An 18,725-nucleotide genomic window follows, 5' to 3' on the forward strand; every position below is an offset into this window, starting at 1 on the left:
AGTTTAATCGAAGGATTGCGAAAGGTGAACGCTAAATTTCGAAAGTAAATGTGAGCCAGCGCAGGTTGCTGGCTCATGGGTTCAGGATAGTTTGAGTAGAATTTTTCCTTGCATCGGCGCGCCGTGGAGTGACTTGACGGCGCTGGCAAAGCTTTCGGCATTGCCAGTGTGAGCAATTAATGGCTCAAGCTGTAAGCGTTTTTCCGTCAATAAACGGGCAGCGGTTTCCCACTCTTCTCCAGGCCATGGGCTGGAATAGTTCATCCAACTGCCAAGAATGGTTAATTCTTTACGTAATATTTGCCCAAAGACACCTGAAGCAAGCGTCAGATCGTGATGTAACGTGCCGACTAACGCTAGTTGAGCACGAGGGCCTGCAATCTCAATCGACAGCGTCACAGTTTGCGGGGTTCCCGCTGTTTCCAGCACGAGTTGGTCAAACTGAATATTTTCCAGGCCTGCGTGGATCTCAGCCGCACTCATCTCCCGACTATTAAACACATGGGTTGCCCCCAGTTCTTTTGCTAATGCCAGCTTTTGCGGATTGATATCAATTGCCGTGATACTTTTGGCACCGAGTTCACGGGCACATTGCATTGCCAGCAAACCGATAGTACCAGCACCAACGATAATCACATTTTTGCCTTCGCATCCCTGAGCCAGATGAAAAGCATGCAGACCGACGGTAATCGGTTCAATGAATGCGCCATCATCAATCGGCATATCTGAAGGCAGGCGGAACAGGTTGGCGCGTTTTACAACCACATATTCTGCGTTCCCACCTTCGCTTCGTGAACCGACAAACTGATAATGTTTACATAACGAGAAGTATCCCCGCTCGCACTGAGGGCAATGAAAGCAGGGAAGCAGCGGTACGCAGGCCACGGCATCACCGGGTTGTAAGTCGGTTACGCTTGCGCCGTAGGACTCAACATAACCACTGAACTCATGCCCGAGCGTGATTGGATAATAGTGCGCACCATGATTGAAGATACGGGGAATGTCTGAGCCGCAAAGCCCTGAACTGACCACTTTGACCAATACATCTTCATCAGTTTGCAGTTGTGGTATGGGACGTTCTTCAACGCGTACGTCGCCCTCAGCGTGAATAACCACTGATTTCATAAGTGTCTCCAGAAATGTGAAGGGGAGCAAATGCTCCCCAGAAATTAAGATGCGGTCTGGCTTTCCGTTATGGCTGCCGCTTTTTCAGCCGCCACGAAATTACGTGCCCGACGCCAGGTCAGCAGTACACCCAACAGGTAAATAGCAGCGATAATGATGAAGCCCACCACGTTCTGCCAGGTGAAGAGCTGGATTAGCAGCCAGGTGATTGGGGAGCCGCCCTGATCCATTGAGGCCACCATGCCACCGGCTTTCAATGCGCCTGCATTAGCGGCAAGCTGGGTATGTAAACCAATAGTTTGTGTGGCTATCCACAGGGTGATACCCATAATGATGACGCCAGAGATCAGCGTGCGGAACAGGTTTCCCTGATGAACGGCTACCGCCATGGCGACAAAGAAACCAATGGTCGCGAGATCGCCGAATGGCAGAACCTGGTTTCCGGGTACCAGAACAGCAATCAGAATGGTCAGCGGGATAAAGATTAGACTGGCGGAAACCACCGACGTATGGCCGAGCAGTAGTGCAGGATCCAGACCGATTAAGAACTCCTGTCCGCCAAATTTTGCCTGCAGGCGTTTACGGGCATGTTTAGCAATAGGAGTCAGGCCATCCATAATCGGTTTAATGACACGCGGCATGAGCAACATAACGGCAGCCGTTTTCACCGCCAGCTGCAGCACAGCTTTAACGTCATATCCAGCCAGCATGCCGATAACTAATCCCATCACAAAACCGACGGTTACAGGTTCGCCGAAGGGGCCGAAGCGTTTTTGGACATCATCCGCGCTGAAATGAATGCGGTTCAGTCCGGGGATTTTTTCAATGATCGTATCAACCAGGACTGCTATCGGGCCCAGGTATGCCGAGGAACCGTGTGGAATGGCAATGCCTTCCAGGCCAAAAAAGTCGCGCGTGTCTTTGGCAAACCAGTCACCCAGTTTATAGACGAATGCGGCATGAACAACCACGCCGAGAATGCCCAGCCAGTATGAGCCGGTCGCCAGATGCAACATGGCACCGGTAAACGTCATATGCCAGATATTCCAGATGTCGACGTTCACCACACGGGTCATGCGGGTAACCAGCATCAGGATATTCACCCCAATGGCGACTGGAATCGCAATTAACGCAATTTGCGAAGCCCAGGTCATTGGTGATGAGCCAGGCCAACCGACATCGATGACATGCAGGTTGATTTGAAATTGTTCTGCCATTGCTTTTGCGGCAGGGCCAATAGAGTCCAGCATCAGGCCGATCACCAGACCGATACCGACGAAGCCAATCCCGATATGCAAACCTGATTTAAAACAATCCCCGAGCTTCATTCCCAGCAATTTTGAGAAGATGATGATCACTAGCGGCAGCATAACCGTTGGACCTAAGTCGAGGATATAACGCATTATTTCGCTAAACATGGCGTTACCCCACGAGGATAGTCAGTATTTTTTGCTGTAATGCTTCGATACCCACACCTGAAACAAAAGGCATGCCGTGGACCACTGGGATATCGCCAAACGTACGGTCAACGCGGGCGGTGGTACAGATAAGATCCGCTCCATCCATATAGGTTTCGATTTCCGTTACCCGACATTGAACCAGGTCGAGTTGGATATTGTTGGCTTCACAGAGTTCTTTAATTTCTTCTGCCGCCATTGTTGAAGTTGCTACAGCACCGCCACAGGCCACAATTACTTTACGTTTCATAGGGTACTCCTTTTATTATCAGTTTTATCAAGCCTGTGCGCAGGGCTCAGACTCAAGGATTTTTTCCCGAAAGAGCATGGCCAGTTCTGCATCAGGCGCATTCAGCAATGCTTCAATGGTGTTCGGGTTTTGTAGCTCACTAAACAGACGACGCAGGAGCTTCAGCTGCGCAGTCGGGTTCTCAACGATTAAGGCGATAATTAAAGAAACGGCTATCTCTTCGTCATCATCTGCTTGTTGAAAGTTGACCGGTGTATCCGGGCGAATCAGATAGATAGCAGGGGATATCGCATGCACAGCTTCACAATGTGGAATCGCAACGGCATGACGTTCCAGCGCTATTCCGGTTGGAAAAGTTGCTTCACGCTCAATCAGGGCCTGCGGATAGCTTTCATACACGACCCCTTTGGCCAGCATCTCCTCCCCAATATGTGTCAGCGCATGCTGACACGAGCTAAAGTTAATTCCTGTTCGAACAAAAAGTTGGCTCATATATTCTCCAGATTTCAGGCAATTACTGGTGCGCAACCAAAGCGATAGGCGCGCAGAACGTCCTGGATTTTGTCGATAATCAGATTATTTGGTGTGGCGGTTAACGTCCCTTCAGTCAGGCGTTCAAATTGCACGGGCATAAACTGGCTAATGAGTCCCAGTGGTAAAGCGATGTCATTAAGGTTGGTAATTAATTTCTCTACACTTTGGCGAATGCGGGGATGCGGCCAGTAGTAACGAATGCGGTCGGAGAGGCTGAAGTGAATATCAACCATCGCCTGGCTCCAGGTTGGGTGATAATATTTTTTCCAGTAGTCCGGTTCATTCAACATTACTTCGTCAATTACTTCCAGAACCCGGCTCCGTTGTTCTGGGGAGATCAGTTCATTTTCCATTTGCGCAAGAGCAAAAATAGCTTCGCGCAGGGCAAAGGTGAGTGCCGGACCCACTTTCAATATTGCATAGTGATCGCGTACCAGAGCACGGTATGCATGGCGGGTTTGATAATCGGTAGAATGCGCTTCGTAGACCATTGGTGTCTCTTTTATCCAGGCGGATAGCGCTTCTGCAGCTTGTGGTTGGTAGTGAATGATTTGGGTGTGATCGAACTCGACGCCGGGTTGAACCACAATGGCGATTACACGAGTTAACGCCTCTTCAAGCCCTAATGCGCGGAAGGCAACCTGATGGGTTTCCAGTGTCCGGGCGGCATCTTCTTCGCGTGTGACATGAACGCTGCCAATGGTGCTGGCTTCTCCGCCTGGTACGGGAACTTCTGTTCCAATAACGTAAGTCAGATGGTGTTTCTGTTCTTCGGTTGCCGTTGTTTCTGCGGCCTGGCAAAGCACGGCTGCTCGCTGGGCAACTACCATTGGATCTAACGGCGTTGGGTCGTCAGCGCAGGACATCGAAGCATCAAGATGGATTTTGCTGAACCCTGCGGCAACGTAAGCTTTGATTAAGGCTACGGATTTTTCCATCGCTTCTGCCGCAGGTTCGTTTTGCCAGCAGTTAGGGCCGAGGTGATCGCCACCTAGGATCAGTCTTTCGCGAGGGAAACCAATCTCTTGTGCGATGCCATAGACAAAGTCTCGGAAATCGGCGGGTTTCATCCCGGTATAACCACCAAACTGATTAACCTGGTTAGACGTTGCTTCGATCAGAACTTTCGTGTTCGTATTGAGATCAAAACGTAATGCGGATTCAATGACCAGCGGATGGGCTGAACAAACAGAACAAATACCTAAATGCTCACCTGCTTTATGACGAGAGATTATTTCTTTCACTTCTATCTCCGATATCTTTTGTTTATCTTCATAATATTTTTGGATTGAAGGCAAAGGGTAAAAGCATCTTTCGTGATCCAGCTTTAAAAACAGACCTTTGTCAGAACCCGTACAATTCGAATTAATTAATCAATTACAACTTTCCTTCGCAGCCGCAGTCGGCAATCACCTTACGTACTACCTCTTTCATGGCCGCTTTTGCTGGCATCATGTAATTCCGTGGGTCGTTCGCATCGGTATGTGCGCTCAGGTAGGTTTTAAGTGCGCCAGCAAAGGCGATTTTAAGTTCGGTAGCGACGTTAACTTTGCAGACCCCTAAGGAGATTGCGCGCTTAATATCATGTGTAGGCAGCCCAGATGCGCCATGTAAAACCAGTGGGATATCAATGTGCTGACGAATCTCGGCTAGTCGCTCGAAATCCAGTTTAGGTTCAGCGTTATACAGACCATGAGCTGTGCCAATCGCGACAGCCAGTGAGTCGATACCCGTTTTTTCCACGAACTCCCGAGCCTGTTCTGGGTGGGTATACAGAGCATCCTTTCCGTCTACGATCAGGTCATCTTCCTGTCCGCCTAACCGTCCCAACTCAGCTTCAACGCTAACGTCATAGCGGTGGCAGTAATTAGTAACGTGTTTAACTAACGCAATGTTGTCGGCAAATGGCAGATGAGAACCATCAATCATGACAGAGCGAATACCTGTAGCGACTTTTGCTTCAATATCGGTGGTGCTTTCATGGTGATCGAGATGGATGGCGAGAGGATGGTTCCAGCTTCTTGCCAGTTCACTGGCGATTGCAACGATGTTACCGACCCCAGCATAACTAAAAGTGCCTGGCGTGCCGGCGACGATCAACGGAGAACGTAGTTCGGCTGCTGTTTCCACGACGACCTGTAAGGTCTCCAGATTGTGGATGTTAAATGCTGGTACGGCATAGCCTTCTTGCTGCGCCTTCTTCAGCATCATTTTGCTTGAGATGATAAACATACTTCCTCCGAAGTCTTTCGATTTCTTTCTTCGAAATAAAGTATAGGGTTTCGTAACGTTTTTTTGTGATTTTGATCTGATAAATGAAAGTTTCGAAATAAAAAGAAGGATTGCGAAAGGTAGGGCTGGTAATTGGTATGAATCCGCGTCTTAGGAACAAAGACGCGGATAGGTCGGACAGGCATTAACTAAACAAGCGTGATAACCAACTTCGTTTCTGATTAACTGCTTCAGGCGGTGGCGTCACGGGTACCGAAACCATCTCACCTAATCCTTCTCTAATGCTTTGTCCGATTTCCCGCAGTGCCTGGCAGGCATCTGAACCTTGAGCAGTGAATCGAATACGATGACCATTTTTGGCTCCTAATGAGACCACTTTCATCAGATTTTTGCCATCAATTGGCCCAGTGCCATTATCAAGATTTTCAATCGTGATGTGGCTGGTAAACTGCTTAATAAACTTTACCAACACCGCGCTTGGCCTGGCGTGCAGCCCGTGTGGGTTTTGAATGACAAAGATGGCCTGCTCACCTTCCAACCGTGCTTCCGGCTGAGCCTGATGTGTATCCCTTCCCGTCAGAATGGCTAATACCTCGGCTGGCGTTTCGGCACGTTGCAACGCCAGTGGAACGCTGTCATCACTTAATACGCGGGTTAATTGACGCAAGATCTCGAGATGTTCATTAGAGCGCGCCGCAATACCGGTGACCATATGCGCCACGTTCTCGTCATCCCATGCGACACCCTGACGAAATACAATAATCTTGACACCAGTATCCAGGACGGCATCACGTGTTTCTGGTGTTCCGTGGGGGATGGCAATACCGTTCCCAAGATACGTTGAGATCTGTGCTTCACGATCCCGCATACCTTGTAAATATTCCGGCGTAGTATTTCCGGCTGCAACCAGTTGCTCTGAGACGCGCTGGAGTGCAGTAGTTTTATCGACTCGCTCGTCACTGATGAAAATATCCTGTTCACAAAGTTGCATTCTGACCTCCCGTCTGAATGGTGCTGCTGTCTGAACTTACTGGCTGATTGCGATTGAGCCACAGTCTCCACGAGCCGAGCATGATGGCACCGCATGCGGAGCCTGCCAAAATGCACAATACCCAGGCAATAGGCTTACTGACTAATGGCAGGATCAGGAATCCGCCGTGTGGTGCGGGAACCTGAATATGCAAGCTGTAGCTGAGAACGGCTGAAATACTTGACGCGATCATCATCATCGGGATCACGCGTAGAGGATCTTTTGCGGCAAAAGGAATTGCTCCTTCGGTGATGTGTGTGCACCCCAGGATATAGTTCACCATACCGGCGGCACGCTCTTCTTCGCTAAAACCTTTCGGGAAGAAAGTCGTTGCCAGTGCGATTACCAGCGGAGGGGTGATACAGGCAGCGGAAACGCCCGCCATAAAGAAGTAATTCCCCTGACCGAGTAGCAGAGTGCCGGTAACGTAGGCAGCTTTGTTGACCGGGCCACCAAAGTCGAACGAGCACATGGCACCGACGACAATCCCGAGCAGGATTGGATTGGCTTCCTGTAATGATGCAAGCCAGTTCATCATACCGTTATTGATGGCGGCAACGGGCTGTCCGAGCAGCGCCATCAGGATACCAATCGCCAGAACGCCAATTAGCGGCATGATAAAAATGGATTTCAGTCCTTCATACTGGCGAGGTAAACCGTCAAGCCGATTTTTTACCCACAGCATGAGATAGCCTGCGGCAAACCCCGCAATGATACCGCCGAGAAAACCAGCTCCCGTTGCGTTGGCCAATAATCCGCCGACAAAGCCCGCCACCATGCCAGGTCTGCCAGAAATGGAGTAAGCAATATAAGCCGTGAAGACGGGCACCATAATGGAAAAAGCTTGCTGTCCAATCTTCATCAGCATCGCGGCAATGGCGTTATATTCCGGTGATTTAGGGTCGGCGGAATAAATACCCCATAAAAAAGAAACAGCAATTAGTATCCCGCCAGCAACCACAAATGGCAGCATGTTCGAAACACCACTCATAAGGTGTTTGTAAATCTGACGACCAAAAGATTCCTTTTCAATATTATTCTGTGAAACGGTTTGGGTTCCTTTACGAATAGGCGCTTGTCCATTGATTACCTTATTAATCAGTTCGGCTGGGTGATGAATTGCTTCTTTGACCGGAACTTCGATCACCGGTAAGCCGTTAAAACGATCGGGAGATACATCTTTATCGGCTGCAATAATTACTCCCGCGATGCCAATAAGATCAGTGGGTGTAATAACATTTTCGACACCGCTGGCACCATTTGTTTCCACCTTTATTTCGACAGACATTTTTTTAGCTGCATGTTTTAAAGCTTCTTCAGCCATAAAAGTATGCGCGATACCGGTAGGGCAACCGGTAACTGCAATGATCTTTTTCATAAGCAGACCTTTAGTTTATTTTTGTTTACAGCTTTCGGACCTGGATTTGAGGAAGTAATGTATTAATAGCCGCAAGTTGGCCGAGTCCGGCTGAGCTTGCGACATCTGCACCCGTTGCGCTGGCAAGTGCCAGAGCATATTCCACTTCACCCGTGGTTAACCAATGGCTCAGGAATGCAGCAAGTGACGCATCTCCCGCACAAGCTGAGCTCACCAGTTCAATAGTGGGGGCGGTGCAAAACCAACTATCAATACCGTTTGAAAAGTACATGCCTTTGGCTCCAAGCGTCAGTAAAACATTCTGTGCGCCGAGGGAGTGCAGCTCTGCAAAGGCATCTTGTGCCTGAGAATCATCGGTTACGGTTAAACCGAAAATAGCCTTTATCTCTTCATCGTTTGGTTTAATTAATAACGGATTAAACTCCAGTAACTGACGTAATGATGAATGGCTAATATCCAGAATTACCGCGATTTCTTTTTGCTGACAAATCTGCATGATTTCAGCATAAAAATTACTCTCGACTCCCTGAGGTAAGCTGCCACTAATTACCAGATACTCAGCATCGGGTAACCGTGATATTTCATTCAATACTTGTTGTTTACAATCATCAGGAATAAATGAGCCGGGATTGACCAGTTTGTACTCCTGGTGACCATCGTTGATGAAAATGTTAATCCTTGTTGGCTCATTCACCCACGCAGGAGAAACGCATATTTTATTTTTACGTAACTCCTCCACAATATAACGACCCGTGAATCCACCAAAAATACCGAGTATATGAGCAGGCTGTTGGAAATGATTCAGTACCAGAGCGACGTTGACGCCTTTTCCGTTTGGGCAATATTCCGTATGGTGCGTACGATTCACAATATTTGGCAGTAAAGGATCGCTAAATATATTCATATCAATCGCGGTATTGAGCGTTAACGTATAGATCACAGATATTCCCTCACAACTGTCCTTCGCAACCACAGACGTGGATCACTTTGCGTACGACTTCTTTCATTGCCTGTTTTGCAGGCTGCATATAGTGACGCGGATCGTTGGCGTTCGGGTTTTGCGCAAAGTACTGTTTTAGCGCATCAGAAAAAGCGATTTTCAACTCTGTCGCGACGTTTACTTTGCATACTCCCAGACTAATGGCTTTGCGGATATCGCTTTCTGGCAGGCCGGAGGCACCGTGCAATACAAGGGGGATATCGACCTGTGCGCGGATTTCTGCCAGGCGGTCAAAGTCCAGTTTTGGCTCCGCGGCGTACAGTCCGTGCGCGGTGCCGATGGCAACGGCCAGAGAGTCAATTCCAGTCCGCATAACAAATTCGCGCGCCTGTTGTGGGTTGGTATACAACGCATCTTTGCTGTCCACGATCAGATCGTCTTCCACACCGCCCAGACGTCCCAACTCTGCTTCTACACTTGTATCGTAGCGATGGCAAAAATCGACCACTTTCTTCACCAGTGCCACGTTTTCTTCAAATTGAAAATGGGAACCATCAATCATCACGGAACGTACTCCCTCCAGCACCTTACTTTCAATATCACCCGTTGATTCATGGTGATCGAGGTGAATAGCCAGAGGGAGATTGTGCTCTCGAGCCAGATCGCCTGCGATCGCCACGATATTTCCGGTCCCGGCATAACTGAAAGTTCCAGGCGTACCCGCCACGATCAACGGCGAACGCATTTCTGCCGCAGTTTCGACAACGACCTGTAGGGTTTCCAGGTTATGGATATTAAAAGCCGGTACCGCGTAGCCATCGCGTTGCGCTTTCTGAAGCATATTTTTGCTGGAAATAATGAACATGGATTTCTCTCTATAGTTTACTTTCAAAATTAAAATAATTTCTTTCTTTGCGTCTTCGTTTTGAAAGCAATGTAACGATCATTCGTCGTTATGAATGTGATCAGCTACACAAAACCGCAATGGTTTTTATAAAATGAAAGTTAAGCATTGACTGTTTGTTTTCTTTTGTAAATTAATGATGGAAAGTAAGAGGCTTCTAATTTATTGATATTAATGAGATGTTTTGAGTTTTCTGCATCTTTGTGAACGACGCGTAATTGACATCACTCAGAGGAAATTTAAAAATGAAAGTTAAAGAGCGGAAGAGATTTCCGACATGTCATAAAAAAAGGGTATGTTGTGGCAAAACCATCTACCAGCCTGCTAAAGAGACGTCTGGACATTGCCGAAATCGTTCGCAAGAACGGTGAAATCAAAGTGGAAGATCTGGCAGAAATGTTAGCGGTTTCAGGGGTGACAATCCGTAATGATCTCAATTATCTGGAGCAGCAGGGTTACCTGAAACGATCTTTTGGCGGGGCGATTTACACCGCACAGCCGGTTAGGGCATCTGTCACTCAGGATATGAGTCGGATGCAGGAGTCGGATCGTAGCGCTGAGCTTGAGCTGGCAAAGCAGGTTGCTCGCCTGGTTGCTGATGAAGATTCGCTTTTCCTCGGGGCGGGAGTGGTTCCGCGTAAAACAATCCCCTTTCTTGGTGAATCTCGTGAGTTGTGCCTGGCTTTCAATGATCTCGGCCATGTGGCTATTGCACGGGATTATATCGACGGCGAGATTGTGTTGCTGGGCGGCACTCTGGACCGTAGCGGACAGAGACTGGAAGGAGAAATTGCTATTCAATCGATCCAACGTTTTCAGCCAACGTGTAGCGTAGTGATGATTGAGCACGTCAGCGAAGATGGGACTCTGAATGTAGCCAGCGAAAGCGCCGCAGTAATACTGGCGGAATCACTCAGACTCAGCCAGCGATGCGTGGCGGTCATCGCACAGCGTCCTGATTATGGTGAAGCGAGATATCCGGTAGGTAATTTGAGCGTACTTAGTGCGGTGGTGACCCCGCAGATTGTTGCCGCAGAGTATCATTCTCGTTTTACCGCCGTTGGATTGACCAATAGCTACACCAACAATGAATGTCTGACCTGGATAAATCCCACCCTGCATCCGGCAAGGTGAAGGACAACGCATGAAAATGACTATTGCGACACTTGGTGAATTACTCGTCGAATTTTTGGCGAAAAAAGAGAATCAGGGTTTTTCGTCCCCAGGCGAATTTTGGGGACCGTATCCCAGTGGGGCTCCAGCTATCTTTGCCGATCAGGTTGCTAAGCTGGGCTTTCAGTCTTTGCTGTTTAGTTGCGTTGGCAATGATGCCTTTGGGGAGATGAATATCGCCCGGCTGAGACGAGACGGCGTGAATGTTAAGGGCATTTCCGTTCTTCCTAACGCCACCACGGGCAGTGCGTTTGTAAGCTACCGCACTCAGGCACACCGCGATTTTATCTTCAATTTGCCCAACAGTGCTTGTGGGCTGCTAAGCGCTGAGCATCTTGATGGAGCACTGCTTGAACAATGCAATCACTTCCACATTATGGGTTCTTCATTGTTTTCTTTTCGGCTGATTGATGCCGTGCGTAAAGCTGTCAGTATTGTTAAAGAGAAAGGAGGGACTATCTCGTTCGATCCAAACATTCGTAAAGAGATGCTGAATATTCGTGAGATGTCACAGGCCTTTGAATACATCCTGGATTACACCGATTTTTTCCTGCCAAGTGATGGTGAACTGGACTATTTTGGTTTGAGCAAGTCACGCGATGAGGCTCAGATCGTTGAAAATCTGCTTGATCGGGGAATTAAACATATTGTGATTAAACGCGGTCCTCGCGGTGCCAGTTATTATTCTCAGAACGAGCAGCATCACGTAGTGGGTTATCCGGTTGATGTTGTCGATCCTACAGGTGCTGGTGATTGCTTTGGTGCAACGTTTGTCAGCCTGTATCTTGCTGGATATTCTGTTCCTGAGGCGTTGGCCCATGCTAATGCGGCAGGCTCGTTGGCAATATCGACACGTGGACCAATGGAAGGTACGTCAACGTTAGCGCAGATTAAGGCGCTGATGGGGTGAAATACCAGATGACGATGACATCGTCTGGCATTTCACTGATTGGGATAATCAGGTCACTGGCGCCGGGTTAAACACCGCCAGCTGGTTATGCAGTCCCCACTGATCCGAGAAGGTTTTCTTACGCCCGCTGGCGACGTCGAGAATAAATTCGAACAGTTTCAGACCCACATCTTCAATGGTTTCTTCTCCGGTGGCGATGGTGCCCGCGTTAATGTCCATCAGGTCAAACCAACGGTTGGCCAGCTCGGTGCGTGTCGCCATTTTAATCACCGGCACGGCCATCAGGCCATACGGCGTACCGCGACCGGTAGTGAACACCTGCACGGTGATCCCGGAAGCGACCTGCTGTGTACCGCAAACAAAATCACTGGCGGGAGTTGCAGCGTAAATCAGGCCACGTTTGGTTGGACGCTGACCCGGCGACAATACTTCGACAATCGCGCTCTTGCCTGACTTGGCAATCGAACCCAGCGCCTTTTCCACCACGTTTGCCAGACCGCCTTTCTTGTTGCCCGGAGAAGGGTTGGCGCTGCGATCCGTTTTGCCCATATCAAGGTAGTTATCGTACCAGGCCATCTCTTCGAGCAGGCGTTTACCTACTTCTTCGTTACTCGCACGTGGGGTCAGAAGGTGGATGGCATCGCGCACTTCGGTTACTTCAGAGAACATTACGGTCGCGCCGCAGCGTACTAACAGGTCGGAGGCATAACCCACCGCCGGGTTGGCCGTCACGCCGGAGAACGCATCGCTACCGCCGCACTGCATGCCGACCACCAGTTCTGAAGCCGGACAGGTTTCACGTTGGCGCTGATTGAGTTTTGCCAGGTGACGTTCGGCCACCTGCAGAATATCGGTGACCATCGATTGAAAGCCGACGTGCTTTTCATCCTGCAGGCTGACGATACTGGCGCTGTCGACCGGAATACTTTTCACGTCGTGCGTGCCTTCCAGCAGCCGCTCTGGCTGCAGTTTTTCGCAACCGAGGCCGATGACCATCACTTCACCGCCAAAATTCGGGTTAAGCGCAATATTGTGAATGGTGCGAATCGGCACGATGGCGGCTGGAGCATTGATCGCCACGCCGCAGCCGTAGAGATGATTGAGCCCCACCACACCGTCGACGTTCGGGTATTTAGGCAGCAGATCGCGCTCAATGATTTTCACCACATAATCCACCACGCCCGCTACGCAGTGCACGCTGGTGGAGATACCGAGTAGATTTTTGGTACCTACGCTACCGTCAGCATTGCGGTAACCTTCAAAGGTATAACCCTCAAGAGGCGGCAGCGGCTCTGGTACTTTAGTTGCCAGCGGCAGCGTCTCCAGCGGCGGGGCTTTGGGCAGCTCAACCATTGATTCATCAATCCAGCTGCCGCGTGGGATATTGCGAACGGCATAGCCTATCACTTCGCCATAACGCACGATTTCGCCATGAACAGGAATATCCAATAGCGCCACTTTATGACCCTGGGGAATATGTTCAATGAGTTCCAGTCCGTCCGGAAAACGCGTTCCGGCTTTCAGACCATTGTCATTGACAATTATCGCCACATTATCTGTTTCGTGAACTTTAATATAAAACGCCGTTGGCGATTCTTGTCTGATTTCGATGTCGGCCATTGTCCAGTATTCTCCAACAAGGTGGTTATAATAGTGTGGATATTTATATTTTGAATCTAATTGTAAGTAATAAAGATTCGGTATCGTGAAATAAGAATGTCAGGAGTTTAACGTGAAGAATGTGACGATGATCACTTAAACTCAGTAAGGCCGCGTCACCAGTGGTAGCAATACGTAAATGTGTGCATTAGCGCCCATGCTTGTGTGCATATGCCCAAAACATTAATTTAATAACGCGTATTTAATGAGCGCTTGCACAATGATTAACGTTGTGCTGATGATTATACTAAATCACGGTTTCATAACGCCTGATAAATTATTATCTATTTTTATTATCGGTAATTTATCACGAGAAATACCCACAAAATAATAATAAAAACCTTTTATGTGCCCGAGGTAAATAGAATGATATTGGATACAGTTGTCGAGAAAAAGAAAGGTACGCACACCCGTTATTTAATATTGCTGATAATATTTATTGTTACAGCCGTTAACTATGCGGACCGTGCGACGCTGTCTATTGCCGGAACTGAAGTGGCGAAAGAGTTACATCTCAGCGCCATCTCAATGGGTTACATTTTCTCCGCCTTCGGCTGGGCTTACCTGTTGATGCAAATCCCCGGCGGTTGGCTGCTGGATAAATTCGGCTCGAAGAAAGTCTACACCTACAGTTTGTTCTTCTGGTCACTGTTTACCTTCCTGCAGGGCTTTGTGGACATGTTTCCGCTGGCCTGGGCGGGTATTTCAATGTTCATCATGCGCTTTATGCTGGGCTTCTCGGAAGCCCCATCCTTCCCGGCTAATGCCCGTATCGTGGCGGCCTGGTTCCCAACGAAAGAGCGCGGCACGGCATCCGCGATTTTTAACTCCGCACAGTATTTCTCCCTGGCGCTGTTTTCCCCGCTGCTCGGCTGGCTGACCTTCGCCTGGGGCTGGGAGCACGTCTTTACCGTGATGGGCGTGATTGGTTTTGTGCTTACCGGACTGTGGGTAAAGTTTATTCATAACCCAACCGATCACCCGCGCATGTCGCAAGAAGAGTTGAAGTTTATCTCTGAAAACGGCGCGGTCGTGGATATGGACCATAAAAAACCGGGCGATGTGAAGTCAGGTGGTCCTAAACTGCATTATATCAAGCAGTTGCTCACGAACCGTATGATGCTTGGTGTGTTCTTTGGCCAGTATTTTATCAACACAATTACCTGGTTTTTTCTCACCTGGTTCCCGATTTACCTGGTTCAGGAAAAAGGTATGTCGATTCTGAAAGTGGGCCTGGTGGCTTCGATTCCGGCACTGTGTGGGTTTTTCGGTGGCGTGCTCGGCGGCGTGTTCTCTGATTATCTGATTAAACGTGGTTTCAGCATTACCCTGGCGCGTAAGCTGCCGATAGTGCTCGGCATGTTGCTCGCATCGACCATTATTCTGTGTAACTACACCGATAATACCGCTCTTGTGGTGGCGCTGATGGCGCTGGCGTTCTTCGGTAAAGGTTTCGGCGCGCTGGGTTGGCCGGTGATTTCCGATACCGCGCCGAAAGAGATTGTCGGTCTGTGCGGTGGGGTATTTAACGTATTTGGCAACGTTGCTTCCATCGTCACCCCGCTGGTGATTGGGTATCTGGTGAGCGAGCTGCACTCATTTAATGCTGCGCTGATGTTTGTAGGGTGCTCGGCGCTGATGGCAATGGTTTGCTACCTGTTTATTGTCGGTGACATTAAACGTATGGAATTGCAGAAATAAACAAAGGTATAGGCGATGAATAACACGATTTTCCCGAATAAGTTTAAAGCGGCCCTCGCGGCGCAACAAATTCAGATTGGCTGCTGGTCTGCATTGGCCAGCCCAATCAGTACCGAAGTTTTAGGCCTGGCAGGTTTTGACTGGCTGGTACTGGATGGCGAACATGCGCCGAATGATATCTCGACGTTTATTCCGCAATTAATGGCGCTGAAAGGCAGCGACAGCGCGGCGGTAGTGCGTGTACCAACCAACGAACCGGTGATTATCAAGCGCCTGCTGGATATCGGGTTTTACAACTTCCTGATCCCGTTCGTTGAGACGGAAGAAGAAGCGGTTAACGCTGTGGCGTCGACCCGCTATCCGCCGGAAGGTATTCGCGGCGTGTCCGTATCCCATCGCGCCAATATGTTTGGCACCGTACCGGACTACTTTGCGCAGTCGAATAAGAACATCACCATCATCGTGCAGATCGAAAGTCAGCAGGGCGTTGATAACGTTGACGCAATCGCGGCGACAGAAGGCGTTGACGGTGTCTTCGTCGGACCAAGCGATCTGGCCGCGGCGCTAGGTCACCTCGGCAATGCGTCACATCCTGATGTGCAGAAAGCTATCCAGCACATTTTTGCCCGCGCGAAAGCACACGGCAAACCAAGCGGCATTCTGGCCCCGGTAGAGGCGGATGCGCGTCGTTATCTGGAGTGGGGCGCGACGTTTGTTGCCGTTGGCAGCGACCTTGGCGTGTTCCGTTCAGCCACGCAGAAACTGGCTGATTCTTTTAAGAAATAACCACCATCGACAGTAGAGAGAGATAAAGACATGACAATGAAAGTTGGTTTTATTGGCCTCGGTATTATGGGTAAACCAATGAGTAAAAACCTCCTCAAGGCAGGTTACTCGCTGGTGGTTGCTGACCGTAACCCGGAATCCATTGCGGAAGTAATTGCCGCAGGCGCTGAAACCGCCGCCACGGCGAAAGATATCGCTGAGCAGTGTGATGTGATCATCACCATGCTGCCGAACTCTCCGCATGTTAAGGAAGTGGCACTGGGTGAAGGCGGCATTATTGAAGGGGCGAAACCGGGCACAGTGCTTATCGACATGAGCTCCATTGCACCGTTGGCCAGCCGTGAAATTAGCGATGCGCTGAAAGCGAAAGGCGTGGATATGCTGGATGCGCCGGTCAGCGGCGGCGAGCCAAAAGCGATTGACGGCACGTTGTCGGTGATGGTCGGCGGTGATAAAGCGATTTTCGACAAGTACTACGATCTGCTGAAAGCGATGGCAGGCTCCGTGGTGCATACCGGTGAAATTGGCGCGGGTAACGTCACCAAGCTGGCGAATCAGGTGATTGTGGCGCTGAACATTGCCGCGATGTCTGAAGCGCTGACGCTGGCGACCAAAGCGGGTGTGAATCCGGACCTGGTGTATCAGGCGATCCGTGGCGGGCTGGCAGGCAGCACCGTGCTGGATGCGAAAGCGCCGATGGTGATGGATCGCAACTTTAAACCAGGTTTCCGTATTGACCTGCATATCAAAGACCTGGCGAACGCGCTGGATACCTCTCATGGTGTTGGCGCTCAGTTGCCGCTGACTGCAGCAGTCATGGAGATGATGCAGGCGCTACGCGCAGATGGATTGGGTACTGCCGATCACAGTGCGCTTGCATGCTACTACGAAAAACTGGCGAAAGTGGAAGTCACTCGCTAACAAGAAGGGCGCGGATGTGCGCCCTGTATTTCTTGCCTTGCGCGGCACAGTCAGGCTACATAACTATGAAAATCGTAATTGCCCCAGACTCTTATAAAGAAAGCCTTTCTGCCTCCGAGGTAGCTCAGGCAATAGAAAAAGGATTTCGGGAAATTTTCCCCGATGCGCAATATGTTTCTGTTCCGGTTGCCGATGGCGGCGAAGGAACGGTTGAAGCCATGATTGCCGCGACGCAAGGGAGTGAACATTCAGCGCAAGTAACGGGGCCGCTGGGCGAAAAAGTGAATGCCTGCTGGGGCATGTCTGGAGATGGTAAAACTGCGTTTATCGAAATGGCGGCAGCCAGCGGTCTGGCGTTGGTGCCTCCTGAAAAGCGCAACCCTTTAGTCACTACGTCACGCGGTACCGGAGAGCTGATTTTGCAGGCGCTGGATAGCGGTGCGCAGAGCATCATTATTGGCATCGGCGGCAGTGCGACCAACGACGGTGGCGCGGGTATGGTGCAGGCGCTGGGGGCAAAACTTTGCGACGCCAACGGGACAGAAATTGGCTACGGTGGTGGAAGCCTGATGAGTCTGAACTCCATCGATATCTCGGGTCTGGATCCGCGCTTAAAAACCTGTTCCATTCGCGTGGCCTGCGATGTGACTAATCCACTCATCGGCGATTCTGGCGCTTCGCGCATTTTTGGCCCGCAGAAAGGGGCGACGGAAGAACGCATTCTCGAACTGGACCGTAATCTGTCTCACTATGCCGACATTATTAAAAAGTCTCTGCGGGTTGATGTGAAAGATGTGCCAGGCTCCGGTGCGGCAGGCGGAATGGGCGCGGCATTAATGGCTTTTTTAGGCGCCGAGCTGCGCAGCGGTATCGAGATTGTGACCCAGGCGCTCAATCTGGAAGAGCATATTCACGACTGTACGCTGGTGGTGACCGGCGAAGGGCGGATCGACAGCCAGAGCATTCACGGCAAAGTGCCGGTAGGCGTGGCGAATGTCGCGAAGAAGTACCACAAGCCGGTTATTGGTATTGGCGGCAGCTTGACGCGCGATGTGGAGGTAGTGCATCAATATGGTATCGATGCGGTATTTAGCGTATTGACCAGCATCAGCACGCTGGAAGAGGCCTTCCGTGGGGCATTTGATAATATTTATCGCGCCTCAAGAAACATCGCTGCCACGTTAGCGATAGGAATGCGCAGTGCGGGGTGACATTGCCCCGCAAACCCTCTATACTGCGCGCCGAAGCTGACCAGACAGTCGCCGCTTCGTCGTCGTCCTCTTCGGGGGAGACGGGCGGAGGGGAGGAAAGTCCGGGCTCCATAGGGCAGGGTGCCAGGTAACGCCTGGGGGGGGAACCCACGACCAGTGCAACAGAGAGCAAACCGCCGATGGCCCACGCAAGTGGGATCAGGTAAGGGTGAAAGGGTGCGGTAAGAGCGCACCGCGCGGCTGGTAACAGTCCGTGGCACGGTAAACTCCACCCGGAGCAAGGCCAAATAGGGGTTCACAAGGTACGGCCCGTACTGAACCCGGGTAGGCTGCTTGAGCCAGTGAGCGATTGCTGGCCTAGATGAATGACTGTCCACGACAGAACCCGGCTTATCGGTCAGCTTCACTCTTTATAAAACCCCGCTTCGGCGGGGTTTTTGCTTTCTGGGTAAGCCAGATGAATGACTGTCCACGACGCTATGCTCAAAAGAACGCGGCTTATCGGTCAGCTTCA

Annotated in this window: 17 protein-coding genes and 1 other RNA gene; 7 read left to right on the forward strand and 11 right to left on the reverse strand. The window is 50.2% G+C overall.

The window, feature by feature from the left end; genetic code table 11:
• Positions 1-81 precede the first annotated feature (81 nt).
• The 10 genes from gatD to OGY17_RS00745 all read right to left on the reverse strand — a co-directional run bounded on the left by gatD (position 82) and on the right by OGY17_RS00745 (position 9,811).
• Positions 82-1,125: a galactitol-1-phosphate 5-dehydrogenase gene (gene gatD, locus OGY17_RS00700; protein ID WP_032945086.1), complete on the reverse strand. Its 1,044-nt coding sequence runs from the start codon at positions 1,123-1,125 to the stop codon at positions 82-84.
• A 44-nt stretch (positions 1,126-1,169) separates the two neighbouring features.
• Entirely contained in the window at positions 1,170-2,543 is a 1,374-nt protein-coding gene (locus OGY17_RS00705) for a galactitol-specific PTS transporter subunit IIC (RefSeq protein WP_003828618.1), read from the reverse strand.
• 4 nt (positions 2,544-2,547) lie between these two features.
• Positions 2,548-2,832 carry a PTS galactitol transporter subunit IIB gene (gene gatB, locus OGY17_RS00710; protein ID WP_003828616.1) on the reverse strand — a complete coding sequence of 95 codons (285 nt, stop codon included), beginning with the start codon at positions 2,830-2,832 and terminating at the stop codon, positions 2,548-2,550.
• Positions 2,833-2,859: 27 nt separating this feature from the next.
• Positions 2,860-3,324, reverse strand: coding sequence for a PTS galactitol transporter subunit IIA (gene gatA, locus OGY17_RS00715; protein ID WP_003828615.1), 465 nt, complete (start codon positions 3,322-3,324; stop codon positions 2,860-2,862).
• Positions 3,325-3,338: 14 nt separating this feature from the next.
• Positions 3,339-4,610: a tagatose-bisphosphate aldolase subunit GatZ gene (gatZ, locus tag OGY17_RS00720; protein ID WP_286606226.1), complete on the reverse strand. Its 1,272-nt coding sequence runs from the start codon at positions 4,608-4,610 to the stop codon at positions 3,339-3,341.
• Positions 4,611-4,743: 133 nt separating this feature from the next.
• Positions 4,744-5,598 (reverse strand): tagatose bisphosphate family class II aldolase, encoded by an 855-nt coding sequence (locus OGY17_RS00725; RefSeq protein ID WP_286606228.1) that lies wholly within the window; start codon positions 5,596-5,598, stop codon positions 4,744-4,746.
• Positions 5,599-5,782: 184 nt separating this feature from the next.
• Positions 5,783-6,589: an HPr family phosphocarrier protein gene (locus OGY17_RS00730; RefSeq protein ID WP_286606229.1), complete on the reverse strand. Its 807-nt coding sequence runs from the start codon at positions 6,587-6,589 to the stop codon at positions 5,783-5,785.
• The gene (locus OGY17_RS00735; protein ID WP_286606231.1) at positions 6,576-8,006 is read right to left on the reverse strand and encodes a PTS fructose transporter subunit IIC; all 1,431 of its coding nucleotides are present in this window, start codon (positions 8,004-8,006) and stop codon (positions 6,576-6,578) included. Before OGY17_RS00735 ends, OGY17_RS00730 begins: the two co-directional genes overlap by 14 nt.
• A gap of 25 nt (positions 8,007-8,031) precedes the next feature.
• On the reverse strand, positions 8,032-8,946 hold the full coding sequence (gene pfkB, locus OGY17_RS00740) for a 1-phosphofructokinase (RefSeq protein WP_149607318.1): 915 nt from the start codon (positions 8,944-8,946) through the stop codon (positions 8,032-8,034).
• Between the two features lie 10 nt (positions 8,947-8,956).
• On the reverse strand, positions 8,957-9,811 hold the full coding sequence (locus OGY17_RS00745) for a tagatose bisphosphate family class II aldolase (RefSeq protein WP_286606234.1): 855 nt from the start codon (positions 9,809-9,811) through the stop codon (positions 8,957-8,959).
• 339 nt (positions 9,812-10,150) lie between these two features.
• Between OGY17_RS00745 and OGY17_RS00750 the strand changes: the two genes are divergently transcribed.
• Both OGY17_RS00750 and OGY17_RS00755 read left to right on the forward strand, forming a co-directional pair.
• The gene (locus OGY17_RS00750) at positions 10,151-10,984 is read left to right on the forward strand and encodes a DeoR/GlpR family DNA-binding transcription regulator (RefSeq protein ID WP_286606236.1); all 834 of its coding nucleotides are present in this window, start codon (positions 10,151-10,153) and stop codon (positions 10,982-10,984) included.
• A 10-nt stretch (positions 10,985-10,994) separates the two neighbouring features.
• Positions 10,995-11,933 carry a sugar kinase gene (locus tag OGY17_RS00755; protein ID WP_149607321.1) on the forward strand — a complete coding sequence of 313 codons (939 nt, stop codon included), beginning with the start codon at positions 10,995-10,997 and terminating at the stop codon, positions 11,931-11,933.
• Positions 11,934-11,981: 48 nt separating this feature from the next.
• Here OGY17_RS00755 and garD read toward each other — a convergent pair whose 3' ends face one another.
• The gene (garD, locus tag OGY17_RS00760) at positions 11,982-13,553 is read right to left on the reverse strand and encodes a galactarate dehydratase (RefSeq protein WP_204558590.1); all 1,572 of its coding nucleotides are present in this window, start codon (positions 13,551-13,553) and stop codon (positions 11,982-11,984) included.
• Between the two features lie 405 nt (positions 13,554-13,958).
• Here garD and garP point away from each other — a divergent pair, with 405 nt between their 5' ends.
• The 5 genes from garP to rnpB all read left to right on the forward strand — a co-directional run bounded on the left by garP (position 13,959) and on the right by rnpB (position 18,620).
• Positions 13,959-15,293 (forward strand): galactarate/glucarate/glycerate transporter GarP, encoded by a 1,335-nt coding sequence (garP, locus tag OGY17_RS00765; RefSeq protein WP_008785890.1) that lies wholly within the window; start codon positions 13,959-13,961, stop codon positions 15,291-15,293.
• 15 nt (positions 15,294-15,308) lie between these two features.
• On the forward strand, positions 15,309-16,079 hold the full coding sequence (gene garL, locus OGY17_RS00770; protein ID WP_008785889.1) for a 2-dehydro-3-deoxyglucarate aldolase: 771 nt from the start codon (positions 15,309-15,311) through the stop codon (positions 16,077-16,079).
• A gap of 30 nt (positions 16,080-16,109) precedes the next feature.
• Positions 16,110-17,000 carry a 2-hydroxy-3-oxopropionate reductase gene (gene garR, locus OGY17_RS00775; RefSeq protein ID WP_003828600.1) on the forward strand — a complete coding sequence of 297 codons (891 nt, stop codon included), beginning with the start codon at positions 16,110-16,112 and terminating at the stop codon, positions 16,998-17,000.
• Positions 17,001-17,065: 65 nt separating this feature from the next.
• Positions 17,066-18,211, forward strand: a complete 1,146-nt coding sequence (gene garK / locus OGY17_RS00780) for a glycerate 2-kinase (RefSeq protein ID WP_286606238.1) — start codon at positions 17,066-17,068, stop codon at positions 18,209-18,211.
• 32 nt (positions 18,212-18,243) lie between these two features.
• Positions 18,244-18,620: RNase P RNA component class A (gene rnpB / locus OGY17_RS00785), an RNA gene on the forward strand.
• Positions 18,621-18,725: the final 105 nt, after the last annotated feature.

This window comes from Citrobacter sp. Cpo126 (assembly GCF_030332445.1).
GTDB classification, from domain to species: Bacteria; Pseudomonadota; Gammaproteobacteria; order Enterobacterales; family Enterobacteriaceae; genus Citrobacter; species Citrobacter portucalensis.